The organism is Streptomyces sp. AV19 (genome assembly GCF_015999245.1).
GTDB lineage: Bacteria > Actinomycetota > Actinomycetes > Streptomycetales > Streptomycetaceae > Streptomyces.
This window is the reverse complement of sequence record NZ_JAEAMR010000007.1, coordinates 1,396,176-1,421,510: the sequence shown is the minus strand read 5'-3', so window position 1 is coordinate 1,421,510 and position 25,335 is coordinate 1,396,176. Positions and strand designations below refer to the sequence as shown.

Genomic DNA, 25,335 nt, shown 5'->3' with positions numbered 1-25,335 from the left:
GCTCGCAGCCGCACGACGGCGGAGCCCGCTTCGTTGTCAGTGCCAGGCGATACGGTGAACGCGCAGGCATTGACCAGCACCAACGTAGGGAGGGGAACGGGCTTGATACGCGCATACAAGTTTGTTCTCCGCCCGACCGGCGGGCAGGAAGCCGCTCTGCGGGCGATGCTGGCCGACCACTGCTCGCTCTACAACGGCGCCTTGCAGGAACGCCGGGACGCGTACCGGCACACGTCGAAGACGACGATCCGGTACGGCGACCAGTCCGCCCAGCTCAAGGACATCCGAGCCTTTGATCCGGAGCGTCAGGGCCGCTGGTCGTTCTCCTCGCAGCAGGCCACCCTGCGACGGTTGGACAAAGCGTTCCAGGCGTTCTTCCGCCGCGTGAAGGCCGGGGAGAAGCCGGGACACCCAAGATTTAAGGGCGTCGGGCATTTCGACACCGTGACGTTCCCGAAGGACGGGGACGGCTGCCGGTGGGACTCCACTCCGCACGATCCCGTAACCCGAGTGCGTTTCCAGGGTGTCGGGCATGTCCGCGTGCACCAGCATCGTCCAGTGCGCGGCCGGGTGAAGACGATCTCGGTGAAGAGGGAAGGCCGACGCTGGTACGTCGTCCTCGCCTGCGACGAGGTACCCGCCGAGCCGCTTCCGGCGACGGGCGCGATCGTGGGCATCGACATGGGCGTCACGCACTTCCTCACCACCTCGGATGGGGTGCACGTCGGGAACCCGCGCTTCCTCCAGCGCTCCGCCGAGGAGTTGGCCGAGGCCCAGCGGCGCCTTGCGACGTTCCCCAAGCGCACGAAGCGCCGGACGAAGGAGCACCGGGCCGCAGCCCGGCGCGTCGCGAAGATCCACGCGAAGATCCGGCGTCAGCGCCTGGACCGCCACCACAAGGTCGCCCTGGCGCTCGTGCGTGAGCACGACGTGATCGGATATGAGCGGCTGAACACGGCGGGCATGACGAAGGCGCCCAGGCCCAAGCCCGACACCGACAACGGCGGCGCGTTCCTCGCGAACGGTGCCACCGCGAAAGCCGGGCTGAACAAGAGCATCCTGGACGCGGGTTGGGGATTGTTCCTCGGAATCCTGGCGCAGAAGGCTGAGAGTGCCGCTCGCCGCGTGATCCCGGTGGACGCCCGCAACACCTCGCGCACGTGCCCACCCTCCGCCGGAGGATGCGGGCACGTCGCCGAGGAGAACCGCGTCACTCAAGCAAAGTTCGAGTGCGTCCGCTGCGGCCTGGTGGAGAACGCCGACCGCGTGGGCGCACTGAACGTCCTGCACAGGGCCGGGCTGGCCCTCTGCGACGGTGCTTGGCCACCGACGCAGGAAGTCCGCCGCTTCAGCGGTGGGTGGAGTCACGGATGTAGTGCTAGCCCTTCACTGCGCCGGAGGTCAGGCCTCCAACGGCCCTGCGCTGGAGGATGACGAAGAGGATGAGGATCGGGATGGCGAAGAGCGAGGAGGCGGCCATCGTGGCGCCCCAGTCGTCGCCGAACGTGGTGCGGAATCCGGTGAGCCACAGCGGCAGCGTCTGCGCCGCGGGGTCCTTGCTCAGGATGAGGACGTAGGGGAACTCGTTCCAGACGGTGATGAAGCCGAACAGCGAGGTGGCCATCAGCCCGGGCGCCAGCAGCGGGAAGATCACCCGGACGAACGCCTGCGGCCGGGTGCACCCGTCCACCATCGCCGACTCCTCCAGCTCCTTCGGCACGGCGGCCACGTAGCCGCGCAGCGTCAGGACGGTGAACGGCAGGACGCAGAGCGTGTAGATGGCGATGAGCGGCGGCAGGCTGTTGAGCATGTCGGCGTCGCGCACCATCATGTAGTAGGCGATGGTCATCACTTCCCAGGGCGCCATCTGGGCCATCATCATGACGAGGATGAAGCCGCGGCGCCCGCGGAACCGCATGCGCGCGATGGCGAAGGACGCCAGCAGGGCGATGACCAGCGACAGCGCGACGGCCACCAGCGTGGTGATCAGGGAGTTGGTGACGAACGTCCAGAAGCCGTCGGCCTCGACGGCCCGCCGGAAGTGCTCGGTGGTGGGGCTGCTGGGGAACCAGACCGGGGTGTCGCCGACGATGTCCTTGTTGGCCTTGAAGGCCGTGGCGAACATCCAGTAGACGGGGAAGACGAAGGCCAGGAACAGGACGACCGCCGTCGCCCCCGGCCAGATCCGGCCGATCGCGGAGCGCCTCACAGTTCGTCCTCCTCCTGCTTGAGCACCAGGCGCAGGTAGTAGGCCGTCATCGTCACCAGGATGATGATGGTGAGGATGGAGATGGCCGAACCCATGCCGAAGTGCTGGTTGTTCACACCCTCGACGAACGCGTAGACCGGCAGCGTCTCGGTGAGCCGGTCCGGACCGCCCTCGTTGATGACGAAGACCTGGGTGAACGACTTGAAGATCCAGATGACTTCGAGGAACGTCGTCGCCAGGAAGAAGGGCTTGAGGAAGGGGAAGGTCACCGAGGTGAACCGCTTCCACGCGTCGGCGCCGTCGAGCGCGGCGGCCTCGTAGAGCTCCTTGGGAATGGTGGTCGTCGCCGCGTAGAGGTTGATCGCCACGAACGGCACGGACTGCCAGACGATCAGCACGGTGATGACGAAGAAGGTGGAGAACTGCCCGCCGGTCCAGTTGTATTCGGCCATCGCGTGCCAGCCGAGCTGGTCCAGCACGTAGTTGACGACGCCGAAGCGCTGGGCGAACAGCCACTGGAAGACGGTGGTCGCCGCGACGGTGGGCATCGCCCAGGCCAGCACGAGCCCCAGGGAGAGCAGCAGTCGCAGCTTCTTGCCGAGCCGGGCGAGCAGCAGTCCGATCAGACAGCCGATGGCCATGATCAGCGCCACGTTGGCGGCGGTGAACACGATCGACCGCAGGGTCACGCGCCAGAATTCGGAATTGCCCAGCGTGTCCGCGTAGTTGTCGAAGCCGGTCCACTCGGTGACGCGCCGGATGAGCTGCCGCCGGTTGAGGTTCTGGAACGACAGCAGGCCGTTCTCGACCATGATCCAGCCGAGCAGCAGCACGGTGAAGACGGCCGCGGGGAGGATCAGCAGATAGGGGACGGCCCGTCCGGTTCCTTGTCGGCCGCCGCGCCGGGGCGGTGGCGCGCCGCCCTCCTCGGTCACGGGGGCGGTCCCGGCCGCCGCCTCTTCGGTCTGCGCTGACATCGTCGTCCGCCTTCTCCCCTGTTCACTTGCACGGTGGTACGCCGGGGCGGGGCGGGGGCACCATGGACGGAACGCCCCCGCCCGTCCGGGTCACTGCTTCTGGCTGAGGCGCTTGTTGATGTCGCCCTCGACCTGCTGGGCCGCGTCCTCGGGCGACTTGCCGTTGAGAACGGCCGTCATGTACGCCTTGATCGGGTTCGGGGCGTTCTCCACCGCGGCCCACTCGGGGATCAGCGGGGTGGTGCCACCGCCCTTGGCGGCCGGCGCGGCGGCCTCGGCGGCCGCGTTGCCCTTCAGACTGGCCAGCAGCGCGTCCTTGTTGGGGATCGAGCCGACCTCCTTGGCCAGCGCGCCCTCGTTCTTGTCGGACAGCGCGATCTTCAGGAACTCCTCGGCGAGTTCCTTCTTCTTGCTGCGCTCGGCGATCGCGAGGTTGGAGCCGCCGAGGAAGACACCCTCGGGCTTGCCGGCGCTCTCGCCCGGGATGGTGAAGTAGCCCAGGTCCTTCTCGATCTGCGGATTGGCCTTGACGGCGGTGGCCGCCTCCCAGCCCATGCCGATGAACGCGCCGGTCTTGCCCTTGGCGAAGACGTCGGCCTGCTGCGGGGTGGCCTCGTCCTTGTCCTTGGGCGCCTTGCTGAACGCCTGGTACTGCTGGTAGATCTCCATCGCCTTGGTGACCTTGGGGTCGGCGAGGTTGGAGACGAACTTGTCGCCGTCCTTCTTCACCAGCTCGGCACCGGTGCCGACGGTCAGGCCGGCGAAGAAGTACCAGTTCTGGCCCGGGAGATAGAGCGGTTCGGCGTCGCCCTTCTTCTGGATCGCCTCAAGGTCCTTGAAGAACTCGGCGCGGGTCTTCGGCACGTCCTTGATGCCGGCGTCGGCCCAGATCTTCTTGTTGTAGATGACGACGCGGTTGGCGGCGTACCAGGGAGCGGCGTACTGCGTCCCGTCGAAGACGGCCGGCTTGTTGAGGGACTCGGTCCAGTCCTTGCCGATCTCCTTCTTCAGGTCGCCGAGTTCGGCGAGGCCGCCGGTCTCCGCGTAGGAGGGGGTCTGGGTGTTGCCGAGCTCGAAGACGTCCGGCGGGGTGGACTCGGAGAGCGCGGTGGTGAGCTTCTGCTGGATCCCGTCCCACTTCTGGATCTGGATGTCAAGCTTGGCGCCGGTCTTCTGTTCGAACTCGGCCTGGACCGATTTCGTCCAACCGGGCGGGTTCGAGCCGTCCATGAACCAGACGGTCAGCGTCTTCCCCTTCGAGTCCCCCGAGCCGGAGTCCTCGTCGCCCTTGTCGGACCCACAAGCAGCCACACTCACCAACAAGGCCGCGACACTCGTCGCCGCTATGAGCCCACGCTTCACAGCACTCTCCTCAGCACCCGAAAAGTGGTCTTTAATGGTTTAGACCAGTGCCCGCAGCTTGGCCTAGACCTTTTGGGGTGTCAAGGGTGTATAAGAGTCGCTGTCGGCTCCGTTACCGGACCGACACCTGAGGATGACCAGGGCATCTCCGGTCCCCTCGGGCTGTGCCCGTGCCACCATGTGACGGCGATGGACGGAGGAGCCGGTGACGGCAGCAGGATCGGAGTCGGGAAGGCGCGCCATGGCGACCGAGGGCGGGACGACGGAGAGCGGCAGCACCGCGGGCGGTGCGCGGACCGCGCGTGTTCCCAAGTACTACCGACTCAAACGTCATCTGCTGGAGATGACCGAAACCCTTCCCCCCGGCACCCCGGTGCCCCCGGAGCGCACCCTCGCCGCGGAGTTCGACACCTCGCGCACGACGGTGCGTCAGGCCCTCCAGGAGCTGGTGGTCGAGGGGCGCCTGGAGCGCATCCAGGGCAAGGGCACCTTCGTCGCCAAGCCCAAGGTCTCGCAGGCGCTGCAACTGACCTCCTACACGGAGGACATGCGGGCGCAGGGCCTCGAACCGACCTCCCAGCTCCTCGACATCGGCTACGTCACCGCCGACGACCGGCTCGCCTCGCTGCTGGACATCGCGCCGGGCGGCCGCGTCCTGCGCATCGAGCGGCTGCGGCTGGCCAGCGGTGAGCCGATGGCGATCGAGACCACCCACCTGTCCGCCAAGCGCTTCCCGGCGCTGCGCCGGAACCTGGTGAGGTACACCTCCCTCTACACGGCGCTGGCCGAGGTCTACGACGTACACCTCGCCGAGGCCGAGGAGACCATCGAGACCTCGCTCGCCACGCCCCGCGAGGCGGGCCTGCTGGGCACGGACACGGGCCTGCCGATGCTGATGCTCTCGCGGCACTCGCTGGACGCGGAGGGACGGCCGGTGGAGTGGGTGCGGTCGGTGTACCGGGGCGACCGCTACAAGTTCGTCGCGCGGCTGCGGCGGCCGGTGGAGTAGGGACGGCACGAGCCCCCGCCCGGCCGGGGGGGCACGTCCGGATACGGCCGACGTCCCGGCCGGTCAGGGCCCGGCCGTGCCGCAAGCGCTCAGCTCCGGCAGCAGCCGTGCCGTCGCCTCGTCCGCCGGCATGCACGAGACGAGGGTGACGCCCGGCACGTCCACCCCGGCCAGCTTGACGTAGTCGAACGACAGCCTCCCCAGTCGCGGATGGTCGAAGTCCCGCCGGGCGGAGCGGAACTCGGCGACATCGTGCGTACGCCACCACCCCGCGAACTCCGCGCTGCGCTCGCACAGTTCGGCCGTGAGCCGGGCGAACTCCGGGTCGCCGACGTGCCGGTCGGCCGCCGCGCGGTACTGCTCCAGCAGCGCCCGGGCCTGCCCCGGCCAGTCGGCCAGCAGCGTTCGGACCGCGGGGTCGAGGAAGACGTGCCGCAGCAGGTTCCGCCCGGGCGCGGGCCGGTGCGCCGGGTCGCCGACCAGCCCGGCCTCGGCCCGGTTCCAGGCCAGCAGGTCCCAGGTGGGCGACACCAGGTACGCGGGGTGCGGATCGAGCGCCTCGACGAGGCGGCGCAGCGCGGAGCCGGGCCCGCGCGCCGGCTCGGCGTGCCCGCCGTCCGGCGGCGCCTTGCCCGCCAGCGTGAACAGGTGCCGTTCCTCGGCCGGGGAGAGGAGCAGCCCCCGGGCCAGCCCGTGCAGCACCTGCCGGCTGACGCCGATCTCCCGTGCCTGCTCCATGGAACTGCTCACCCCCTAGGACATGACCGGCGTCACACGTCGGACGGTCCGGGGCAGGTCTCTGGAGGAAACCGTTGCGCTCCCCCGCCAGTGTGAAGACGTCTACGGCAACCGTTCCGCCCGCGCTGATCAGCGGGGACAGGCAATCGACTCCCTTGAACAAGGGTATGAAGCTGTCCCTCGCGAACGGGCGTGTCACTCGTTCTACCGACCGCATGACCACCACCCCGCCGCCTGTCCGCCCTGAGCTTGCGTTCAGCCTCCGTCTGTCCCGCGCGTCCGACGAGTCCTCTTCCATCGACGTGCAGCGGCGTGCCTGCCGTGCTCAGGCGGTCGCGCTCGGGTTCGACCCGGACACGGCCGTTGAGTACATCGATGAGGACGTGTCCGGCGCGTCCGCCCTTGAGTCCCGTACTGAGGGCATGGCGCGCATCCTGCGGGACCGGCCGAAAGTCGTCATCGCTTGGAGGATCGACAGGTTCGCACGGTCCCTGTCGGAGTTCCTGAAGCTCGTTGAGTGGGCCGAGAAGCATCGGGTGACCCTGGCGACGGCGGACGGCGCGCTGAACACGTCCACGGCAGGCGGGCGGCTCGTAGCGAAGATCCTCGCGTCTCTCGCCGAGTGGGAACGGGAGATGATCCAAGAGCGGGTGACTGCCGCCCATGAGGAGCGCCGGGAGCAAGGCCGGTGGATCTCCGGGAAGGCCCCGTTCCCGTACAAGGTGGTGCGGCGTGACGGCAAGGCGTATCTGGCTGAGGATCCCGAGGCGTTCGCCCTTGTCCGGAAGCAGATAGACGCTCTCCTTGCAGGCGGGAAGGGCGGAAGCCTTGCCGCGACTGCCGAACCTTTGCCTATCGGTCGCCAGCAGTGGCGCAAGCTGCTTCGCGGCGTGGTGCTGCGCGGGTGGCGGGAGCACAAGGGAGAGCTGGTGACCGAGGCGGACGGCGTGACCCCCGTCCAGTTCGGTCCCGAGGTGATCAATGCAGCGACGTACAAGCGCGTGCAGGACCGGTTGAAGGAGCTTGAGGCCGGGGAACGCGCTGAACGGCGTGACGCCCCGTGGCTCGCCGGAATGGTGCTCTGCTCGCAGGGCTGCAAGATGAACGGCGGACTCTCCTCCCGCAAGCGCCCCCTGTACAAGTGCGAGAACGGCCATGGGTCGATCATGCGCGACCGAATAGACCCCCTGGTGTTCGCCGATTTCCGCGACAAGCACGGCAACGAGCCGCTCTATGAGGTCACCTACTCCGGCGGCATCGACCACTCAGCGGAGATGGCTGACCTTGCCGCGTCTCGCGAGCGGGTCACGAAGGCAGTGGCGAAGGTGGACGGCCCGGCACTGGAAACCCTCGTTGCCAAGCTGAACGAGATCGAAGCCACGTACGCCCGTCTGGAAGCCGAGCACGACCCGGAGGTAACCGAGACATGGACGCCTACTGACACACTGCTGTGGGAGGCGTGAGACGCCACGACGGAGGAAATCCGGCGCACGCTCCTCGCGCGGTACGGCTGCACAGTCACCGTGTACCCGAATGGGCATCCTGGCGGACGCGTCGCCATTGATTGGAACGCCGTGGAGAAGACGGCAGAGGAGTCCGGGCCTGCCGCCTACCAGAAGGCGGCGTAAGCCGCACTGACAGCCTTTCACACGCCCCGGCGGGTTTCCCGCCGGGGCTTTCTTGTACCTATAAGCCAGACCTAGCAGGAACTCTCAGACCTTCGCACCCAAGTCGGCAAAGACAGCACCAGACGGCAGACTTCCTGACGACTGACGGTTTTTAGATACTTTTCTGTATGCCTATAGAAAATCTATAGGCATACCCAAAGCTGCTGTTTGTTTGTCAGTCGTCAGGAAGCGCGACCACTCCGCCCGCTGAGACCGGCAGGCGTGTCACACGTTCTAATTACAGGAGAGCCCACCTTCCACTTAAGTGGGGACCACCTACTCAACTTGAGTAGGTAATCGAACGGTCGTGCGACAGCGACGCACGGACCCGAATTCTTGACACTCAATGCAGACGCGGAGCGGAACCATCAGCGTAAGCGCGAGTGGGCGGCAAGGAAGCGCGCTCAGGGCAGGACGGCGACATTTACTAATAAGAGTGAAGGGTGATTCGTATTCACCTTTCACCCCACGGCCGGCTGACCCCTTGAGGTTTGGTCGGCTTTTCCATTCCTCCGGAGGGAATCCCGTTGTCTCATGCAGAGCGAGCGAGCGCCCACATGGCGAAGCGCGACGAATATCTAGCACGCCTCCGAGTGTTCGAGTCTGATTCCGCGAAGCGTTCTCTGAACCGAGAGGAGCGAGCGGCCGAGTCGGAGCTTCTTGAAAAGGTCAAGGAGGCTGACGACCAGATCAGGCGGCACCTTGAGGCGGCTGCCGCTGAGGAACAGGCAATGCGGGTGACGTCCCCGCTACAGGAGATGGGGACGACTCGTTCCCTGGGAAGAAAGGTTGAGGCGCGCGTGAATGCGACTCCTGGTGAGCTGATGGCTCGCTCTATCGAAATGTCGCGGGGAATTACCACGGCGGGCACGAATAAGGCGTTCTCTCCGGAGGAGATGGCACGGACCTTCGTCGATCTCCTTGCGCCTCAGTCGGTGGTGATGGAGAGCGGTGTTCAGCGCGTCCAGACCGGCGCGGAGACGTACGCGTTCCCCGTGATCCGTTCGGACTTCTCCGCTGGCTTCGTGGGAGAGCTTGACGACCTGCCGACTGGTGGTTTCGGAGCTGACCCGCTCAAGGTCACGCCGAAGAAGATTGCCGCTGCTGACCTGATCGCTAATGAACTGATGGACGATGGCGGGGCGGCTTTTCTGAACCCTATGGCGAAGTCGCTGATGCGGTCCGTTGCCCTCGGGTTCGACCGTGAAGCGCTGATTGGCACCGGGTCGGGTAAGGGGTTCGTCGGCATTGCTAACACGCCGGGTATTCAGACTCACGCGGTTAAGGGTGGGCTCAAGGATCTTGACCCGTTCGTGACGGCTTTCGGGAATCTGGAAGCGGCGAATGCGAAGGCGACCGCGATTGTGATGAGCCCGAAGGCGTGGACGGCACTAATGGCGCTGCGTGAGTCGTCCGGCTCTCTCAAGCCGCTTCTGAGTGAGTCGGCCGGTTCTCCCACGACTGGCGTTCAGCGGTCGATTCTGGGTGTGCCCGTGTGGCTTTCGTCGTTCGTGCCGGAGACCGACATTCTCGCCTATGAGGCGGACCAGGTGTTTGCCGTCTGGCGCAAGGATGCCGGTTTTCAGATTTCCGATCAGTTCGGATTTCTCAAGGATGGCACTGCGGTCCGTGCGATTGCCCGTGCCGCTATCGCCGTTCCGAATGCTGCCGCTGTTTGCAAGATCACCGTTACCACCTAAGAGGAGTTGCCATGTCTTTCTTCAATACCGATGAGCCGACCGTTGCCGTCCGAATGAACGGCTACATGTCGTACGGCCCCTGCCGTGACGGCGTTGCCTCCCACGTTCTCCAGAACGGCGAGACCTACGACGTACCGAAGAGCGAGGCTGAGTGGCTGATCTCGTCTGATCTCGCCGAACTGGTCTAATCCTCATGCTCGTTGAGATGAGTGCCGGGGTCCATATCGATCGGACCCCGGTAGGGGCGGGTATGCGGGTAGGGGTGCCTTCTGACCTAGGGGGGTATCTCCAGGAACGGGGGTGGGCACGGCAGGTCGGGACGGCCCACCGAATAGCCGATGGTCGAACCTTGATTGCGTTCAGAGCGTGCGAGATTCCCAGCGCCTCGGAAGAGTTGAGCGAGTGGTCATCGTGGATGCGCCCGGCGTGGGTCCGGCCCGACGGTCGAGCGGTGCTGAGCGGAGACGAACGGCAATGGGTTCCGGTGCACTGTCGCTTGTGCCCGCGCTATTCGTACGCGCCGAAAGAGCGGCTGCCCGTCGGCGCTGCCCGTGAGGAACGGTCGGATGCCTGGCTGATTGAGTGTCGCCACTGCCGTCCACGCGCATGAGGCGCGATCACGCGAATGATCGTGCGCGCTCTCGACTTGCCCGCGTTGGCATAGGGCGAGTGCGGGCCAAAAGTTCGCGGCCGTGCCGCTCAGCGATCCCAGCCCCAGCAGGAATAACGCGTCCGTCCCGCCCAAGCCTCTCTGGACTGTCCGCTAACTCAAGAAGGAAGACTCATGAAACGAAGGTGCGCGCACGCCCCATGCGACGCTCCGATTTCCGCCGAAGCCGACCGGCGGACTCGGTATTGCAGCGATGCGCACCGCAAAGCAGCGGCACGCGCCCGGAAGGGCGCTGCAACGGCATCCAAGAGCCGCCCTGAGCCCGTCTCGGACGACGCGGAGCGCTACCCGGCCCTTCGGTCCGTCTGGGACTCCATGGCGGCTCAGATCGTCGCTGAAGGGGTTACGGTCCCCGGTTCGTCCGGCGTGCCAGTGGCGCACCCCCTGTTGCGCTTCCTGGGCCCGCTCGACGCCGCCTTGTCGGCACACGAGAAGATGGCCGACCCCACGACACCGACCGACCCGAAGGAAGCCGCCCGCGCGGCTGCCGTGGCAGCGTTGGAGGCGTACCGGCGTGGTGAGTGACGAACTCAAGGAACTTTGCTGTGAGTTGGCGGAGCGCAACGCTTCGGACGGCCACCCGCTGTGGCCCGTGTTCGCCGCCCTCTACCGGCTCGAAGTCGGCACGGACCCGCAACCGCTAGACCTGTTCAAGCTGGACTGCTGCCCCCGGCATTTCTGACCCTGGCCCCCGATGGCTGCCCTTACGGGCGGTTGTCGGTGGCTTCCTTCATTCTGATCACGCAGCGTCGCAGAAAAACGGACATTGCCACCCACGAGGCCCAGCCGGCGGAAGGATTGTGCTCCACAGAACGTGACAGCTCCCCGGCACCCGAGGAAAACGGCGGGGGTGGGGTCGGCAGGCTTAGACGTCCGCGCCCCGGAGTGATCCCAGACACCAGAAGAGCCCCGGCCTGCTGATGGCGGACCGGGGCTCTCGGCCCCGACCCGCTGATGGCGAGCCGGGGCAAGGAGAGGTTACACGCCGTCAGTCGTCCGCTTAACGTTGGCTATGAACAAGGACCAGGCGCCCACCTCGAAGGTCAGCGCGGGCCCTTCGGGGTTCTTGCTGTCCCGGACGGGGATGACGTCAGACGCTGCAAGCGTGCGGCTGAACTCTACGCAGGTGTCGCCACCGTTGCCGCTGTGGCTGGACTTGACCCATTCCACTTGGGAAAGGTCGGGGGTGTTGCTCATTGTGGTATTGCCTCCATCACAGACCTGATGACATCCGCCGAATCAGACGGCGACAGCGCACATGCGCTCAACTGATGGTAGGTGCGCCGGTACTCGTCACAAGAAGCTTGGTCTTCAAGCAGCGTGCCGGTAGTGATGGCTTCCTCATACGCGACTTCCGTTCCGTCTTCCAGGGTTAGGAGCGTCAGCGTCCCACCTAGCAACCCGTGTGGGCCTGCCGAGAAGGGAAGCACCTGAATCGTTGTGCTGTTCGTGCAGGTCAGTTGCGCCAAGCGTTCGAGCTGCGCGCGTGCGACGTCGGGAGTCCCGTACAGTCTCCGCAAACATGCCTCATCCAGTACCCATGCCAAGTCGGCGTTCGGCTTCCTGCGTAGTGTGGCCTGCCTATGCATGCGACCGATGACTAGCTCGTCAATGCGCTCCGGGGGCGCCTTCGGGCTATGAACTTGGAACTGCGCGCGGGAATAGTCCTCAGTTTGCAACAGTCCAGGGATTATCTGCGCCCCGAGCCCTCGAACACGCTTGGCGCGAGCCTCCATCGCCATGAGGCGCTTGAATTGGTCAGGATGAATCTCCTTGACCATCAGGACGTAGAGTTCCTGAAAGTCTTCACCTGTCCCAAAGGCAGCATCCAGCTTCGCTGGCAACTCCTCGTCCGGCATAACCTCCGCGTGCTCCAAGCGGCTTAAGGCGCTTTTACTGCTATTGACGATGAGTGCCAGCCTTTCTAGCGACAGGCCCGCATGCTCCCGGTGGCGCTGAAGTCGTGCACCGAATAGGTGCCGTACCGACCGGTCCGGCGTTAGTTCCGTCCTTGCTGGCATATGCGATACTCCGTCCGAACTGTGTCATGTTGCGTGCTTTCTTCTCCCGCTCTGCCGACCGGGAGAAGAATGACTAGCGGTCGGTGGGCTGTCCCGCAACTCTCTTTCCCACACCGGAAGTTCCCGCTCCAGACGGGCGGGACACACGGAGGATGGGAAATGGAGAGTTCACACCGTCCTGTGCGGCTGATGGACGCACAGGACGGAACCGAAACCGACTGGCCCGACGTGATCTCGCTGCCCCACTCGTCGGGGTGGGACGGCATCGTCGTCGGCAAGCTCATCGACCAGTGCAAGAGGTGCACCAGCCTCAACAACATGCGCCGCGCGGCGTGGTACGCGCAGGACTGGGGCCAGGACAGGTGGGCGCGCGAGGAGTTCTACCGGCACTGGGAGGAGGTCCACCGCAATGACTGAACGCCCGTCGTTCACGGTCAACGGGTCCGGTACCGCCCGATGGGTGCCGAACCCCGGAGACCTGGTCACCGACACGTCAAGTGGCCGTATCGGCAAGGTAGTTGCATGGGACGGGTCGTTGGGCAGGGTGACACTCCGTCCCCTGGTCGGCGGGGAGTTGTGGCACACCGCCGAGTACCGCCCCGCCAACAACAACGACCGTCTGCGCGCCCGCGTCGTGGTCCTCAACCGTGAGGGGCGCGGGTGGTGACCCGTTCGGTTTCCCGGATCGTGGACCACACGATCACCATTCACCCAGACCACGTGACCTATGGCGCTGACTGCCTCGGGTGCGACTGGAAAATCAAGGGCGAGTCCGAACCGGAGCCCGTACAGGACGCCTGTATGAAGCACACCGGGAAGTCTGGTCACCGCCAGTTCCGCCTGATCTGCCAGTCCCTCGCGTTCGTGGTCAGGAAGGGGGAGCGGTGACCCGCCGACGGCACCGGACGCCCCGCCCCTGGTTCGACTGGGCGGGCCTGGGCGAAGGACTGATCATCGCGGGCGGTCTCGTGTTCGCCTGCTGCGTGGTCGTCTGGCTGGCCGTCCACGGCAGACCCAGCCACTTCTAGACCCCTGCCTCTCTGTCGGCGCCACCTTCCCACACCCCTTCCGCAGAGGGGCAGGAACCACGCCCGTCCGGTCGTCCTCGTGGCAGAAGTCGGCCGGACGGGTGCACCATCGATCGGCAAGCAGAAGAGCACAGCAGCAAGGGCAACATACGATCTCTCACTCAGGAGGATCTATGAGCGCGCTCCCTCTCCGGCTGATGTTTGCATGGCTGGAGATCACGGGGTTTTGCAACCTTGAGTGCGTGCAGTGCTACGCGAATTCGTCCCCGCAAGGCGACCACGGCACTATGACCGACGCCGACTGGTTCCGGGTCATGGACGAACTGGCGGCAACCGGCGTCCGCGATGTGCAATTCATCGGCGGTGAACCGACGTTGCACCCAAGCTTTCCCGCCTACGTGCGTCACGCCCGGACGAAGGGCATGCGCATCGAGGTCTTCTCGAACATGACCCACATCCGGGATGAAGCGTGGGAAGTGCTCCAACTACCCGAGGTGCGGCTAGCGTTCAGCTACTACTCAGACTGGGCACAAGACCACGACGACGTAACGAAGTCGAAGGGGTCGCACGCCCGGACGCGCGCCAATGTCGAAAAGGCAAAACAACTCGGCATCCCCATGCGCGGCAGCATCATCCGCGTCCTGACAGACCAGCGCAGCAAGCCAGCCGAAACCGATCTCTTGGAGATCGGAATCCGTGACGTGCGCACGGACAAGCTCAGGCCCTTCGGGCGAGGGGCGGCAGGAAAAAACCCCGACATCAAGAAACTCTGCGGGCGTTGCGGCCGGGGCAAAATCGCTATCGGCCCGGACGGCGACGTATGGCCCTGCGTCTTCGCCCGATGGATGAGCATCGGGAACGTGCACGAAAAGAACGTCGAAGAAATCTACTACGGCGTTCCGAACCGGTTAGTGCGCGCCGAACTCGAAGAGGCATTCCCTCACACAATTGTCGATGGCAAGCCGAAGTGCCTGCCCGACTGCAACCCGTCCTTTGAGACCTGCTCTCCGCAGACGGTCTGTGCGCCTGACGCGGCATGCGGTCCCACGAAGAAGAAGAATGAGGTCCAACTATCGCCGACGCGATCTGTCCGGTACGCCAACCCCGGGGTATCCGGCACGGACTGCTGACCTGAGTCCGTGAGTGCTCGTGAAGCTGCACAGGCGGGGGAACTACGCCCATACGCCGGTGATCAAGGGGTGGGCGCCGGTAGCGTGGCGACGCCCGAGCCAGACGGGCTCAAAGAGGCTCACCGAGTACGGAGTAACCGCATGCTCGAAGCACCAACCGTCACGCTCTACCTCGCACGCCGTGACGCGTACGCCGAATTCCTCTCTGCCGCAGACACCGAATCCCAAGTCGCCTGGTTCCGCAGTGACGGCCGGTACAAGGATGAAGTAGAAGCCATCGCAGCAGTGGACGCGGCTTACGCGGCAACGCGCACCAAATTCAACGTCATCGACGTTGAAGGCGTGGGCCCCATCAAAGAGGCTCGCGCGGTTCTCGAACAGCTGCAAGCCATGCACAAAGACGGCGGGAAGTCCCCGGACTGGCACGACTTCAAGCAAGCACGCGAAGAGTTCGTGAAGTCGGCCGGGGACTTCCTCCGGGAGATGACGGGAGGGCAGTAGCCTCCCCGTCCAGCCCCGTCCGTGCATCCTCCCCCGAGGCGTGCGGACGGGGCTTCCTGCTGTTCAGGCGACCGCTTGCCCTGTCGTATCCCGAGGGGTGTACCGTTCGATCCACGTGTACCAGGTGATGCTGACACCGGAGAGCAGCGCGGCCTCCTCGCGGCGCAGCCCGGGCGTGCGGCGGCGCGGTCCGGCCGGCAGGCCGACGTCGGACGGGCGGAGCCGCTCGCGGCGCGAGCGCAGGAAGTCCGCGAGCGCGCGGCGCTGTTCATGCTCCGCCATCGCATTCCTCACGCCTCGTCCGTCCGCCCGGGGGCTTGGGCCCCAGGACCGGCCGACCCCACGGGGGTACCGCCGCCACCAGCATAAATTCCGTCTGGAGCGGACCGGTTGCCCGGGCGAGCGTCATGGTCATGAAACGGACTCCACGCTCTCCCGCCGCCGCCCTCGCCGTCCTGCTCACCGGCGTCTTCATGGCCGTCCTCGACACGTTCGTCGTCCTCGTCGCCGCTCCCGCGATCCAGCGGGACCTGCGCGCCTCCGACGCCGACGTGCAGCTGGTCCTGGCCGGCTACCAGCTCACCTACGCCGTCGCGCTGATCACAGGCGCCCGGCTCGGCGATCTCCTGGGCCGCAGACGGATGTTCCTGACCGGCATGGCCGTCTTCACTCTGGCCTCGGCGGCCTGTGCCGCCGCCCCCGGGGCCGGTGCCCTGATCGCCGCCCGGCTGGTGCAGGGGCTCGGCGCGGCGGTGATGTTCCCCCAGGTCTTCTCGCTGATCCAGGTGCTGGTGCCGGCGGAGCGGCGCCCCCGGGCGCTCGGGGCGCTCGGCGCCGTGATCGGCGCGGCGGGCGTGGCGGGCCAGCTGCTCGGCGGACTCCTCGTCGCGGCGGACCTGTTCGGCACGTCGTGGCGCCCGGTCTTCTGGGTGAACGTACCGGTGGGCCTGGCCGCGCTCGTCCTCGCCGCCGCGTACGTACCGGAGTCGCGCGCCCCGGAGGCCGGGCGCCGTCCCGACCTGCCCGGCGCGGCCGTGCTGACCGTCGCCCTGTCCCTGCTGGTGGTGCCGCTCGTCGAGGGGCGGGAGCGCGGGTGGCCGCTGTGGACCTGGCTGAGCCTGTGCGCGGCGGCGGGGGCGTTCGCGTGCTTCGCCGCCGTCGAGCGGCGGGCCCGTACGCCGCTGCTCCGCCCGGGCCTGCTGCACGAACGCCCCTTCGCCGTCGGCATCGTGCTCGTCCTCCTCGTCTACTCGGGCGTCAACTCCTTCTTCCTGGTGCTCTCGCTGACCGTCCAGGACGGTCTGGGCATGGGCACGCTCGGCGCGGGCCTGGTGTACCTCCCCTTCGCCGCCGCGTTCTTCGCGGGGAGCGTCGCGGCGGGCCGGCTCGCGCGGCACGGGCGGCGGCTGCTGTCGTACGGCGCGCTGGTCTCCGCCCTGGGCCATGCGGCCGGCATCGCGACGGTCCTGCTCGCGGGTGCCGCGCTCTCCCCCTGGCAGCTGGCCGCCGCGCTGACCCTCGTCGGCGCGGGCAACGGCCTCCTGGTCACGCCGCTGATCGGCACGGTTCTCTCCCGCGTGGCCCCCGCCGAGGCCGGCATGGCCTCGGGCGTCCTGTCCACGGGCCAACAGGTGGGCGGTGCCGTCGGCGTGGCGGTGGTGGGGGTGCTGTGCTACGGGACGCTGGGCGGCGCGGGGCGCGGGGACGCGATGGCGTACGGGCACGGCCTGATCGCCGCGTCGGTCTTCGACGGGGTGCTGTGCGTCGTCGTGTCGGCCCTGTTGCCGTTGTTGCGTGAACGGCCGGCGATCGCGCCCCGGGCGACTTGACGTTCTCATTCCGATATCCGGACGGGGGGTGACGCCCGGAGGGTCCCTCCCCTAGATTTCGTGCGCATTACGCGAGTGATCGCGCCATGCACGCTCACCACACGGGGACGGAGCCATCGCATGTCCGAACCACCTGCCGGGGACAGGCGCAGACCTGTCGTGACCCTCCCACTGATCGTGGCGGGCGTCTGCCTCGCCCTGCCCTTCGGGGCGATGCTCTGGGTCGGTTCCTACGCCCGGCTGACGCCGGAGTTCATCGGCATTCCGTTCTTCTACTGGTACCAGATGCTCTGGGTGCTCATATCCACGGCACTGACGACTGTCGCCTACGTCCTCGTCCGCCGGAACGAACGGACGCGGAAGGGCGGTGAGCCGCGATGAGGCACGGCGTCAACGGAGTCGCCCTGACCGTGTTCATCGTCTTCTTCCTCGCCGTCACGGTCATGGGGTTCATGGCCGCGAAATGGCGGCGGGCGGAGAACGCGGACAACCTCGACGAGTGGGGGCTGGGCGGGCGTTCCTTCGGAACCTGGGTCACCTGGTTCCTGCTGGGCGGCGACCTGTACACCGCGTACACCTTCGTCGCCGTTCCGGCGGCCGTCTACGCGGGCGGGGCGGCGGGATTCTTCGCCGTTCCGTACACCATTCTCTGCTATCCGCTGGTGTTCACCTTCCTGCCGCGGCTGTGGTCGGTCTCCCACCGGCACGGCTACGTCACCTCGTCGGACTTCGTGCGCGGCCGGTTCGGCTCCAAGGGGCTTTCCCTGGCCCTCGCCCTCACCGGCATTCTCGCGACGATGCCGTACATCGCGCTCCAACTCATCGGCATCCAGGCGGTGCTGGACGTGATGGGCGTGGGCGGCGGCTCCAACTGGTTCATGAAGGACCTGCCGCTGCTCATCGCCTTCGGCGTACTGGCCGCCTACACCTACTCCTCGGGGCTGCGGGCGCCCGCGCTCATCGCCTTCGTCAAGGACGCGCTGATCTACATCGTCATCGCGGTGGCCATCATCTACATCCCGATGCGGCTCGGCGGATTCCACGACATCTTCGCCAAGGCGGGCGAGGCGTTCTCGGCGGAGAATCCCGCGACCGGGAAGCCGCGCGGCTCGCTCGTCTCCGGGCCGGACGCGCAATGGGCCTACGCGACCCTCGCGCTGGGCTCGGCGATGGCGCTGTTCCTCTATCCGCACTCGGTGACGGCGGTCCTCTCCAGCAAGAACCGGAACGTCATTCGCCGCAACACCACGATCCTGCCGCTCTATTCGCTGATGCTGGGCCTGCTGGCCATGCTGGGATTCATGGCGGTCGCGGCCGGGATCAAGGTGAAGAACGGCCAGCTGGCCATTCCGCAGCTCTTCGACGACATGTTCCCCGACTGGTTCACGGGCGTGGCCTTCGCGGCCATCGGCATCGGCGCCCTGGTCCCGGCCGCCATCATGTCCATCGCCGCCGCGAACCTCTTCACCCGCAACATCTACAAGGACTTCCTGCGCAAGGACGCGACGCCCGCACACGAGGCGAAGGTCTCCAAGCTCGCGTCCCTCCTCGTGAAGGTGGGCGCCCTGGTCTTCGTCCTCACCATGGACAAGACGGTCGCCATCAACTTCCAGCTGCTGGGCGGCATCTGGATCCTCCAGACCGTCCCCGCCCTGGTCGGCGGCCTGTTCACCCGCTGGTTCCACCGCTGGGCCCTGCTGGCCGGCTGGGCGGCCGGCATGGCGTACGGGACGTGGCGGGCCTATGACACCCCCAGCGCCACCCAGGACCACTTCGGCAACACCAACCTCATCCCCTTGATCGGGGAGAAGGGCTACATCGGCCTGACGGCCTTCGTCCTCAACGTCGCGGTGGCCGTCGTCCTGACCCTCGTCCTCAAGGCGTTGAAGGCCCCGGACGGCGTGGACGAGACCAAACCGTCCGACTACACGGCCGACGCGGGCGACCCCGCCGTCACCGTGGACCTGCCGCCCGCCACGGCGGGCTCACCCGGCGGCCACTGACGCGCCCCCGCGCGGCGGGCGGACCACCCTCCGGTCCACCCGCCGCCGGGCCCTCAGAAGGGCAGGCTCATCCCGACGCAGACCAGGAAGCCGTACGCCGGGACCGAGGCCACCGCCGCGAGCAGCAGCGTCCGGAGGACGAAGCCCACGGTCAGGGGACGGCTCGCCCGCGTCGGGCACTCGGGGTCGTAGCTGAGCGCGACCTCCGCGCCGGGGGATCTACCGCGGGACAGGCACCAGATCGTGACGACCGACGGGACGTCACGCACCCGCCGCCCGTCCAGCGTGGTGAAGGACATCGTCGAGAACTCCCACAAGTGCCCGCCCTTGTCCCAGATATGGACGTGGCCGGTCACCCGGCCCACCACCCCGATTCCCCGCTCCCGCAGCAACCACAGCGCACGCACCCGACGCGCCACCCACACCAGCGGGACACCCCCGGCCAGGCCGAGCGCACCGCCCACGCCCAGGAGGAAGCCGACGCCGTCCTCACGCGGGCTGACCAGGGCGAGCAGCGCCAGGGCCGGGGCGTACCACCGGAGCGCCCGGGCGATCCGCATCGCCTCCTGGGCACGCGGGCTCAGCACGGAGGGCATCCAGGTGCGCCGCGCCCGCGTCTCCACCCGGACCAGCGCGTGCCCGTCCGCCCCCGGACGATCCGCAGCCGCGCCCCGTCGAAGCGGGCGAGCGTCCCGCCCCTCGCGAGGACCACCTCGGGCCCGCCGTTCATCGATCTCCCGTTCGACATGCCCGGATCATAGGCGGCCCCCTCGCCACCACCCCCTACGCTTCCGTGAAGCCGGCCGCCCCTCCCCCGTGCCCGGCCGCGCCCCCGCCCGTCGCACCCGCGAACACGCCCCGCCGTTAGCACATTCCGCGACCGCCCCATGACGCCACGACACAACATGTGGGGGCACGCGCGACCGTCGCCACTAGATGTATGCTCGTCCTCGCTGTCGCCGCAGGGGAATCCGGTGGAAGTCCGGAACTGTCCCGCAACGGTGTACGTGTAGGCACATAACGCCCACTCTGCAGTCCGAGGACCTGCCGACAGCACGCCCTCGCCGGTCCACCGGCGTGCGGTGTCGAACACGTCCGGGCCTCGAGGGTTGGGCCGGTGGACGCCTGCGCGCATGCTCCCGTACGGCTCGTACGGCGCGCATGCCCGTGCGCGGCCCCGTGCGCCTCCCGAGCGGCCTCCAGCCGAGTGAGGGAGAGCAACACGTGACGATCGCGCCCGTCGATCCGGTCTCAGCGCAGGCGGCGGATTCCGCCGACGGCCCCGGGACCGCGCTGCTGCGCACCCTGACGGAACTCACCGTCGATCTCCCCGCCACCGACCCCGGCAAGGTCGCCGCCGCCGCGCTGCGCGGCCGGCACGCCGGGTCGGACGAGGCCGAACTGCGCTCGCTGGCCACCGAGGCCGCGGCCGGGCTGATCGGCGAGGAGCCCGAGTACTCGCGGCTCGCCGCGCGCCTCCTCACGCTGGCCATCGCCGGGGAGGCGGCCGGGCAGGGCGCGGTCTCCTTCTCCGCGTCCGTGGAGACCGGGCACCGCGAGGGCCTGATCGCCGACGGCACCGCCGCGTTCGTGCGCGCGCACGCCGAGCGGCTGGACGCCCTCGTGGACGCCGCCCTCGCCGACGGCGCCGACGACCGCTTCGGCTACTTCGGACTGCGCACCCTGCACAGCCGCTACCTGCTCCGCCACCCGATCACCCGGAACGTGATCGAGACGCCGCAGCACTTCCTGCTGCGCGTGGCCTGCGGTCTCGCGGAGACCGCAACCGATTCAAAAGAAGCCTCCGTCCGCGCGCTGGAGGACGTCGCCGAGCTCTACCGCCTCACCAGCACGCTCTCGTACCTCCCCTCCTCCCCCACGCTCTTCAACTCCGGTACGCGGCACCCCCAGATGTCGTCCTGCTACCTGCTGGACTCGCCGCTGGACGAGCTGGACTCGATCTACGACCGCTACCACCAGGTGGCCCGGCTGTCGAAGCACGCCGGCGGCATCGGCCTGTCGTACTCGCGCATCCGCTCGCGCGGCTCGCTGATCCGCGGCACCAACGGGCACTCCAACGGCATCGTGCCGTTCCTGCGCACCCTCGACGCCTCGGTCGCGGCCGTCAACCAGGGCGGCCGGCGCAAGGGCGCGGCCTGCGTCTACCTGGAGACCTGGCACGCGGACATCGAGGAGTTCCTGGAGCTGCGCGACAACACGGGTGAGGAGGCGCGCCGCACGCACAACCTCAACATCGCGCACTGGATCCCGGACGAGTTCATGCGCCGCGTCGAGACGGACGCCGAGTGGTCGCTGTTCTCGCCGGCGGACACCCCGGACCTGGTGGACCTGTACGGCGACGAGTTCGACGCCGCGTACCGCAGGTACGAGGCCGAGGGCAAGGCCGTCAAGACCATCCCGGCGCGGGTCCTCTACGCCCGGATGATGCGCACCCTGGCGCAGACCGGCAACGGCTGGATGACGTTCAAGGACGCCGCCAACCGCACCGCCAACCAGACCGCCGAGCCCGGCAAGGTCGTCCACTCCTCCAACCTCTGCACGGAGATCCTGGAGGTCACGGACGACGGCGAGACCGCGGTCTGCAACCTGGGTTCGGTCAACCTGGCGGCGCACCTGGGCGAGGACGGCGACATGGACTGGGAGCGGCTGGACCGCACCGTCCGCACCGCCGTGACGTTCCTCGACCGCGTCGTGGACATCAACTTCTACCCGACCGAGCAGGCGGGCGCCTCCAACTCCCGCTGGCGGCCGGTCGGTCTGGGCCTGATGGGCCTCCAGGACGTCTTCTTCCGGCTGCGCCTGCCCTTCGACTCCCCCGAGGCGAAGGCGCTGTCCACCCGGATCTCCGAGCGGATCATGCTCGCGGCGTACGAGGCGTCGGCCGACCTCGCCGAGCGGCACGGCCCGCACGAGGCCTGGTCCGCCACCCGCACCGCGCGCGGCGTGCTGCACCCCGACCACTACCCCAACACCGAGCCCACCTGGGCGGGGCGCTGGGACGCGCTGCGCGCCCGGATCGCCTCCGTGGGCATGCGCAACTCGCTGCTGCTGGCCATCGCGCCGACGGCGACGATCGCGTCCATCGCGGGCGTCTACGAGTGCATCGAGCCGCAGGTCTCCAACCTGTTCAAGCGCGAGACGCTCAGCGGTGAGTTCCTCCAGGTCAACACCTACCTGGTGGAGGACCTGAAGAAGCTCGGCGTGTGGGACCGCACCACGCGCGACGCGCTGACGGACGCCAACGGCTCGGTCCAGGACATGCGGTGGATCCCGCAGGAGGTGCGCGACCTCTACCGCACCGCCTGGGAGGTCCCGCAGCGCGCCCTGATCGACATGGCCGCGGCCCGCACGCCGTACCTCGACCAGAGCCAGTCCCTGAACCTGTTCATGGCCGCGCCCACCATCGGCAAGCTCAGCTCGATGTACGCGTACGCCTGGAAGCAGGGCATCAAGACCACGTACTACCTGCGTTCGCGCCCGGCGACCCGGATCGCGCGGTCGGCCGGCTCCGCCGCCGCCGTCCCCGTGCAGCAGTCGGCCCCCGACGCCGACGCCATCGCCTGCTCCCTGGAAAACCCCGAGTCCTGCGAGGCATGCCAGTAATGTCCACTGCTCCTGAGCGCACCACGAAGAACCTGCTCGACCCCGGCTTCGAGCTCACCCTCCGCCCCATGCGGTACCCGGACTTCTACGACCGCTACCGTGACGCGATCAAGAACACCTGGACCGTGGAGGAGGTCGACCTCCACTCCGACGTGGCCGACCTCGCCAAGCTCTCCCCGGGCGAGCAGCACCTGATCGGCCGTCTCGTCGCGTTCTTCGCGACCGGCGACTCGATCGTGGCCAACAACCTGGTGCTCACCCTCTACAAGCACATCAACTCCCCCGAGGCGCGGCTGTACCTGTCGCGGCAGCTCTTCGAGGAGGCCGTGCACGTCCAGTTCTACCTGACGCTGCTGGACACCTACCTGCCCGATCCGGACGACCGCGCCGAGGCGTTCGCGGCGGTGGAGAACATCCCGTCCATCCGGGAGAAGGCCCAGTTCTGCTTCAAGTGGATGGACTCGGTCGAGAAGCTCGACCAGTTGGAGTCGAAGGCCGACCGCCGTCGCTTCCTGCTCAACCTGATCTGCTTCGCGGCCTGCATCGAGGGGCTGTTCTTCTACGGCGCCTTCGCCTACGTGTACTGGTTCCGCTCGCGCGGTCTGCTGCACGGCCTGGCGACGGGCACCAACTGGGTGTTCCGCGACGAGACCATGCACATGGACTTCGCGTTCTCCGTGGTGGACACCGTCCGCGAGGAGGAGCCGGAGCTCTTCGACGACGAACTCCAGAAGCAGGTCACGGACATGCTCGCGGAGGCCGTCGAGGCGGAGCTCCAGTTCGCCCGTGACCTGTGCGGCGAGGGCCTGCCGGGCATGAACACCGAGTCCATGCGCGAGTACCTCCAGTGCGTGGCCGACCAGCGCCTGATGCGCCTGGGCTTCGCCCCGGTCTACGGCTCGGAGAACCCGTTCTCCTTCATGGAGCTGCAGAACGTCCAGGAGCTGACCAACTTCTTCGAGCGCCGCGCCTCCGCGTACCAGGTCGCGGTCGAGGGCACGGTCGCCTTCGACGACGAGTTCTGATCCCGTCCCGCCTCGCGGAGCCCCGCCGGACCCGGTCCGGCGGGGCTCCGCGTTTGTCGCCGTACGTCCGGTAAAGGTGGGAGCTGTCAGGACCGAGCGACGCCAGGAGGGCCCATGCGGGTCATGATGATCGTCAAGGCGACCGAGGACTCCGAGGCCGGCGTGCTGCCGACCCGGGAGCAGTTCGCCGAGATGGGGAAGTACAACGACGAACTCGCCAAGGCGGGCCTGCTGCTCGCCGCCGACGGGCTGCGGCCGTCCTCGGAGGGCGCGCGAGTGGTGTTCGCGGGCGGCGCGCCGAGCGTGATCGACGGGCCGTTCTCCGAGATCGGCGAACTGATGGCCGGCTACTGGGTGATCCGGGTGGATTCGATGGACGCGGCCTTCGACTGGGCGAAGCGGATCCCCTTCCGGGACGGGGTCGTCGAACTGCGCAGGATCTACGAGGAGTCGGACTTCCCCGCGGAGTCCGCCGAGTAGGCGGGGACGGGGCGGGGCCCGGCCGGGGCGGGGCGGTCCCGCACGGTCAGCACGGCCAGCGGCACGATCGCGAGGGCGACGGCGCCGCCCACGGCGGCCAGGACCGGGAAGCCGGCACCCGCCACGACCGGGCCGGAGACCAGGGCGCCGGTGGCCCCGGCGACGGAGATGCCGACGTCGACCATGCCCTGGGTCGAGGCGCGGCGGGCGAGCGGCACCGCGTCCGTGACGATGGCGGTGCCGCTCACCAGGGCGAAGTTCCAGCCGAGGGCGAGCAGGACGAGCGCCGCTCCGAGGAGGAAGGCGTCGTCCGCCGGGGCGAGGGCGACGAGCAGGCAGGACACGAGCAGGGTGAGGCCCGAGGCGACCGCCGTCGGCACCTGGCCGTACCGGTCCACCAGCACCCCGGTCAGCGGCGAGGGCAGGAACATCGCCCCCACGTGGACGGCGATGACCATCGCGGTCGCCTGGACGCCGTGGCCGTGCGCGTTCATGTACACGGGCGTCATGGTCATGATGGCGACCTTGACCAGCTGGTTCAGGACGAGCACGGAGGTGCCGAGGGCGACGCGCCGCCCGGCCGCCCGGGGCTCGGTACGGCCGGAGGCGGCCGGGGACGCCTCCGCCGGTGCCGCCGGCGCCCGGTCCGCCAGCTCCTTGGCCAGCCGGAGGGGGTCCGGGCGGAGGCCGGCGAAGAGGACCAGCGCGGCCACCGCGTAGACGACGGAAGCGAGGAGGAACGGTCCCGTGAGCCGGGGAAGGCCCCAGTCCCGGGCGAGGTCGCCGGTGACCGTGGCCAGGGTGGGGCCGACCACCGCGCCCAGGGTCATGGCGAGCAGGACGGCGCTCACCGCGCGGCCCCGGCGCTCGGGCGGGGCCAGGTCGGCGCCCGCGTACCGGGCCATGAGGTTGGCGGACGTGCCGGCTCCGTAGACCAGGAGCGAGAACATCAGCGGCGCCACCAGTTCCGCCGTGGCCGAGAGCACCACGCCGACACTGCCGAGGGAGGCCAGCGCGTGGCCCACGGCCAGGCCCGGCCTGCGGCCCCAGCGCTCGCACATCCGGCCGACGGCCACCGCCCCGAAGGCGGACCCGCCGGTGAACAGGGCGCTGGGCAGCCCGGCCAGTCCGGTGGAGCCGAGGACCTCCTCGGCCAGCAGGGCGCCCACGGTGATCCCGGCGGCGATCCCCGCGCCGCCGATGATCTGGGAGACGGCCAGCACCATGAGGGTGCGTTTCTGCACGGCCGCGACGCGCGTCATGGTCATGGGCTAGTAGGACTTCGTTAGCTCTTCCCGATCAAGCGTTCCGGTAGCACGTTGAACGCCACCCGCCAACGCGAACGCACCAGAACCAGCCCGA

The 25,335-nt window shown here is 68.0% G+C and carries 26 protein-coding genes, 1 pseudogene and 1 riboswitch; of the genes and pseudogenes, 18 read left to right on the top strand and 9 right to left on the bottom strand.

Annotated features, from left to right (window positions below):
• The first annotated feature begins 102 nt into the window (after window positions 1-102).
• A complete protein-coding gene (locus I5Q34_RS16125; RefSeq protein WP_234429023.1) occupies window positions 103-1,434 on the top strand; it encodes a transposase in 1,332 nt (443 codons plus the stop codon).
• Here I5Q34_RS16125 and I5Q34_RS16120 read toward each other — a convergent pair.
• The 3 genes from I5Q34_RS16120 to I5Q34_RS16110 form a co-directional block, all read right to left on the bottom strand.
• Entirely contained in the window at window positions 1,379-2,209 is an 831-nt protein-coding gene (locus I5Q34_RS16120) for a carbohydrate ABC transporter permease (RefSeq protein ID WP_199892862.1), read from the bottom strand. The genes I5Q34_RS16125 and I5Q34_RS16120 overlap by 56 nt on opposite strands.
• On the bottom strand, window positions 2,206-3,186 hold the full coding sequence (locus I5Q34_RS16115) for a carbohydrate ABC transporter permease (protein WP_199892861.1): 981 nt from the start codon (window positions 3,184-3,186) through the stop codon (window positions 2,206-2,208). The genes I5Q34_RS16120 and I5Q34_RS16115 overlap by 4 nt, the downstream gene beginning before the upstream one ends.
• Window positions 3,187-3,276: 90 nt before the next feature.
• Window positions 3,277-4,548, bottom strand: coding sequence for an extracellular solute-binding protein (locus I5Q34_RS16110; protein ID WP_199892860.1), 1,272 nt, complete (start codon window positions 4,546-4,548; stop codon window positions 3,277-3,279).
• 241 nt (window positions 4,549-4,789) lie between these two features.
• Between I5Q34_RS16110 and I5Q34_RS16105 the strand changes: the two genes are divergently transcribed.
• Window positions 4,790-5,557, top strand: coding sequence for a GntR family transcriptional regulator (locus tag I5Q34_RS16105; RefSeq protein ID WP_199892859.1), 768 nt, complete (start codon window positions 4,790-4,792; stop codon window positions 5,555-5,557).
• A gap of 63 nt (window positions 5,558-5,620) precedes the next feature.
• On the opposite strand, the gene I5Q34_RS16100 is transcribed toward I5Q34_RS16105, so the two are convergent.
• On the bottom strand, window positions 5,621-6,295 hold the full coding sequence (locus tag I5Q34_RS16100; RefSeq protein ID WP_199892858.1) for an XRE family transcriptional regulator: 675 nt from the start codon (window positions 6,293-6,295) through the stop codon (window positions 5,621-5,623).
• 215 nt (window positions 6,296-6,510) lie between these two features.
• On the opposite strand from I5Q34_RS16100, the gene I5Q34_RS16095 reads away from it, so the two are divergent.
• From I5Q34_RS16095 to I5Q34_RS16075, 5 genes are all read left to right on the top strand, one after another.
• On the top strand, window positions 6,511-7,758 hold the full coding sequence (locus I5Q34_RS16095; protein ID WP_199892857.1) for a recombinase family protein: 1,248 nt from the start codon (window positions 6,511-6,513) through the stop codon (window positions 7,756-7,758).
• 761 nt (window positions 7,759-8,519) lie between these two features.
• Window positions 8,520-9,662 (top strand): phage major capsid protein, encoded by a 1,143-nt coding sequence (locus I5Q34_RS16090; RefSeq protein WP_199892856.1) that lies wholly within the window; start codon window positions 8,520-8,522, stop codon window positions 9,660-9,662.
• Window positions 9,663-9,673: 11 nt separating this feature from the next.
• Entirely contained in the window at window positions 9,674-9,850 is a 177-nt protein-coding gene (locus I5Q34_RS16085; RefSeq protein ID WP_199892855.1) for a hypothetical protein, read from the top strand.
• 797 nt (window positions 9,851-10,647) lie between these two features.
• Window positions 10,648-10,857: a hypothetical protein gene (locus I5Q34_RS16080; RefSeq protein WP_199892854.1), complete on the top strand. Its 210-nt coding sequence runs from the start codon at window positions 10,648-10,650 to the stop codon at window positions 10,855-10,857.
• On the top strand, window positions 10,850-11,014 hold the full coding sequence (locus I5Q34_RS16075) for a hypothetical protein (RefSeq protein ID WP_199892853.1): 165 nt from the start codon (window positions 10,850-10,852) through the stop codon (window positions 11,012-11,014). Before I5Q34_RS16080 ends, I5Q34_RS16075 begins: the two co-directional genes overlap by 8 nt.
• A gap of 296 nt (window positions 11,015-11,310) precedes the next feature.
• Here I5Q34_RS16075 and I5Q34_RS16070 read toward each other — a convergent pair whose 3' ends face one another.
• On the bottom strand, window positions 11,311-11,529 hold the full coding sequence (locus I5Q34_RS16070; protein WP_199892852.1) for a DUF397 domain-containing protein: 219 nt from the start codon (window positions 11,527-11,529) through the stop codon (window positions 11,311-11,313).
• Complete coding sequence (locus I5Q34_RS16065) at window positions 11,526-12,353, bottom strand: helix-turn-helix transcriptional regulator (protein WP_199892851.1); 828 nt, start codon at window positions 12,351-12,353, stop codon at window positions 11,526-11,528. The genes I5Q34_RS16070 and I5Q34_RS16065 overlap by 4 nt, the downstream gene beginning before the upstream one ends.
• Window positions 12,354-12,512: 159 nt before the next feature.
• Between I5Q34_RS16065 and I5Q34_RS16060 the strand changes: the two genes are divergently transcribed.
• The 5 genes from I5Q34_RS16060 to I5Q34_RS16040 all read left to right on the top strand — a co-directional run bounded on the left by I5Q34_RS16060 (window position 12,513) and on the right by I5Q34_RS16040 (window position 15,012).
• The gene (locus tag I5Q34_RS16060) at window positions 12,513-12,770 is read left to right on the top strand and encodes a hypothetical protein (RefSeq protein WP_199892850.1); all 258 of its coding nucleotides are present in this window, start codon (window positions 12,513-12,515) and stop codon (window positions 12,768-12,770) included.
• Between the two features lie 127 nt (window positions 12,771-12,897).
• A complete protein-coding gene (locus tag I5Q34_RS35530) occupies window positions 12,898-13,020 on the top strand; it encodes a hypothetical protein (protein WP_267911948.1) in 123 nt (40 codons plus the stop codon).
• 217 nt (window positions 13,021-13,237) lie between these two features.
• Window positions 13,238-13,381 (top strand): hypothetical protein, encoded by a 144-nt coding sequence (locus I5Q34_RS16050; protein WP_199892848.1) that lies wholly within the window; start codon window positions 13,238-13,240, stop codon window positions 13,379-13,381.
• 173 nt (window positions 13,382-13,554) lie between these two features.
• Window positions 13,555-14,511: a radical SAM/SPASM domain-containing protein gene (locus tag I5Q34_RS16045; RefSeq protein WP_199892847.1), complete on the top strand. Its 957-nt coding sequence runs from the start codon at window positions 13,555-13,557 to the stop codon at window positions 14,509-14,511.
• 141 nt (window positions 14,512-14,652) lie between these two features.
• Window positions 14,653-15,012: a hypothetical protein gene (locus tag I5Q34_RS16040; protein WP_199892846.1), complete on the top strand. Its 360-nt coding sequence runs from the start codon at window positions 14,653-14,655 to the stop codon at window positions 15,010-15,012.
• 69 nt (window positions 15,013-15,081) lie between these two features.
• On the opposite strand, the pseudogene I5Q34_RS16035 reads toward I5Q34_RS16040, so the two are convergent.
• Window positions 15,082-15,294 (bottom strand): annotated as a pseudogene (locus I5Q34_RS16035) (XRE family transcriptional regulator); the annotation flags it as partial.
• A gap of 131 nt (window positions 15,295-15,425) precedes the next feature.
• On the opposite strand from I5Q34_RS16035, the gene I5Q34_RS16030 reads away from it, so the two are divergent.
• The 3 genes from I5Q34_RS16030 (at window position 15,426) to mctP (ending at window position 18,844) form a co-directional block, all read left to right on the top strand.
• Entirely contained in the window at window positions 15,426-16,841 is a 1,416-nt protein-coding gene (locus I5Q34_RS16030; RefSeq protein ID WP_234428781.1) for an MFS transporter, read from the top strand.
• 120 nt (window positions 16,842-16,961) lie between these two features.
• The gene (locus I5Q34_RS16025) at window positions 16,962-17,222 is read left to right on the top strand and encodes a DUF3311 domain-containing protein (protein WP_199892843.1); all 261 of its coding nucleotides are present in this window, start codon (window positions 16,962-16,964) and stop codon (window positions 17,220-17,222) included.
• Window positions 17,219-18,844, top strand: coding sequence for a monocarboxylate uptake permease MctP (gene mctP, locus I5Q34_RS16020; RefSeq protein WP_199892842.1), 1,626 nt, complete (start codon window positions 17,219-17,221; stop codon window positions 18,842-18,844). Before I5Q34_RS16025 ends, mctP begins: the two co-directional genes overlap by 4 nt.
• Before the next feature lie 53 nt (window positions 18,845-18,897).
• Here the strand turns inward: mctP and I5Q34_RS16015 are convergent, their stop codons facing one another.
• Window positions 18,898-19,431, bottom strand: coding sequence for a hypothetical protein (locus I5Q34_RS16015; RefSeq protein WP_199892841.1), 534 nt, complete (start codon window positions 19,429-19,431; stop codon window positions 18,898-18,900).
• A gap of 336 nt (window positions 19,432-19,767) precedes the next feature.
• A riboswitch (cobalamin riboswitch) is annotated at window positions 19,768-19,911 on the top strand.
• A gap of 157 nt (window positions 19,912-20,068) precedes the next feature.
• On the opposite strand from I5Q34_RS16015, the gene I5Q34_RS16010 reads away from it, so the two are divergent.
• From I5Q34_RS16010 to I5Q34_RS16000, 3 genes are all read left to right on the top strand, one after another.
• Window positions 20,069-22,468, top strand: a complete 2,400-nt coding sequence (locus tag I5Q34_RS16010; RefSeq protein ID WP_199892840.1) for a ribonucleoside-diphosphate reductase subunit alpha — start codon at window positions 20,069-20,071, stop codon at window positions 22,466-22,468.
• Window positions 22,459-23,493, top strand: a complete 1,035-nt coding sequence (locus tag I5Q34_RS16005) for a ribonucleotide-diphosphate reductase subunit beta (RefSeq protein ID WP_199892839.1) — start codon at window positions 22,459-22,461, stop codon at window positions 23,491-23,493. Before I5Q34_RS16010 ends, I5Q34_RS16005 begins: the two co-directional genes overlap by 10 nt.
• A 114-nt stretch (window positions 23,494-23,607) precedes the next feature.
• Window positions 23,608-23,973 (top strand): YciI family protein, encoded by a 366-nt coding sequence (locus I5Q34_RS16000; protein WP_199892838.1) that lies wholly within the window; start codon window positions 23,608-23,610, stop codon window positions 23,971-23,973.
• Here I5Q34_RS16000 and I5Q34_RS15995 read toward each other — a convergent pair.
• The gene (locus I5Q34_RS15995) at window positions 23,934-25,241 is read right to left on the bottom strand and encodes an MFS transporter (protein WP_199892837.1); all 1,308 of its coding nucleotides are present in this window, start codon (window positions 25,239-25,241) and stop codon (window positions 23,934-23,936) included. The genes I5Q34_RS16000 and I5Q34_RS15995 overlap by 40 nt on opposite strands.
• Window positions 25,242-25,335: the final 94 nt, after the last annotated feature.

Bases quoted from the DNA above. Each gene is read 5' to 3' on its own strand.
- I5Q34_RS16115 (WP_199892861.1), bottom strand. From the start codon at position 3,186: ATGTCAGCGCAGACCGAAGAGGCGGCGGCCGGGACCGCCCCCGTGACC.
- I5Q34_RS16105 (WP_199892859.1), top strand. From the start codon at position 4,790: ATGGCGACCGAGGGCGGGACGACGGAGAGCGGCAGCACCGCGGGCGGT.
- I5Q34_RS16100 (WP_199892858.1), bottom strand. From the start codon at position 6,295: ATGGAGCAGGCACGGGAGATCGGCGTCAGCCGGCAGGTGCTGCACGGG.
- I5Q34_RS16095 (WP_199892857.1), top strand. From the start codon at position 6,511: ATGACCACCACCCCGCCGCCTGTCCGCCCTGAGCTTGCGTTCAGCCTC.
- I5Q34_RS16090 (WP_199892856.1), top strand. From the start codon at position 8,520: ATGGCGAAGCGCGACGAATATCTAGCACGCCTCCGAGTGTTCGAGTCT.
- I5Q34_RS16085 (WP_199892855.1), top strand. From the start codon at position 9,674: ATGTCTTTCTTCAATACCGATGAGCCGACCGTTGCCGTCCGAATGAAC.
- I5Q34_RS16080 (WP_199892854.1), top strand. From the start codon at position 10,648: ATGGCGGCTCAGATCGTCGCTGAAGGGGTTACGGTCCCCGGTTCGTCC.
- I5Q34_RS16070 (WP_199892852.1), bottom strand. From the start codon at position 11,529: ATGAGCAACACCCCCGACCTTTCCCAAGTGGAATGGGTCAAGTCCAGC.
- I5Q34_RS16065 (WP_199892851.1), bottom strand. From the start codon at position 12,353: ATGCCAGCAAGGACGGAACTAACGCCGGACCGGTCGGTACGGCACCTA.
- I5Q34_RS16060 (WP_199892850.1), top strand. From the start codon at position 12,513: ATGGAGAGTTCACACCGTCCTGTGCGGCTGATGGACGCACAGGACGGA.
- I5Q34_RS16045 (WP_199892847.1), top strand. From the start codon at position 13,555: ATGAGCGCGCTCCCTCTCCGGCTGATGTTTGCATGGCTGGAGATCACG.
- I5Q34_RS16040 (WP_199892846.1), top strand. From the start codon at position 14,653: ATGCTCGAAGCACCAACCGTCACGCTCTACCTCGCACGCCGTGACGCG.
- I5Q34_RS16030 (WP_234428781.1), top strand. From the start codon at position 15,426: ATGAAACGGACTCCACGCTCTCCCGCCGCCGCCCTCGCCGTCCTGCTC.
- I5Q34_RS16025 (WP_199892843.1), top strand. From the start codon at position 16,962: ATGTCCGAACCACCTGCCGGGGACAGGCGCAGACCTGTCGTGACCCTC.
- mctP (WP_199892842.1), top strand. From the start codon at position 17,219: ATGAGGCACGGCGTCAACGGAGTCGCCCTGACCGTGTTCATCGTCTTC.
- I5Q34_RS16005 (WP_199892839.1), top strand. From the start codon at position 22,459: ATGCCAGTAATGTCCACTGCTCCTGAGCGCACCACGAAGAACCTGCTC.
- I5Q34_RS16000 (WP_199892838.1), top strand. From the start codon at position 23,608: ATGCGGGTCATGATGATCGTCAAGGCGACCGAGGACTCCGAGGCCGGC.
- I5Q34_RS15995 (WP_199892837.1), bottom strand. From the start codon at position 25,241: ATGACCATGACGCGCGTCGCGGCCGTGCAGAAACGCACCCTCATGGTG.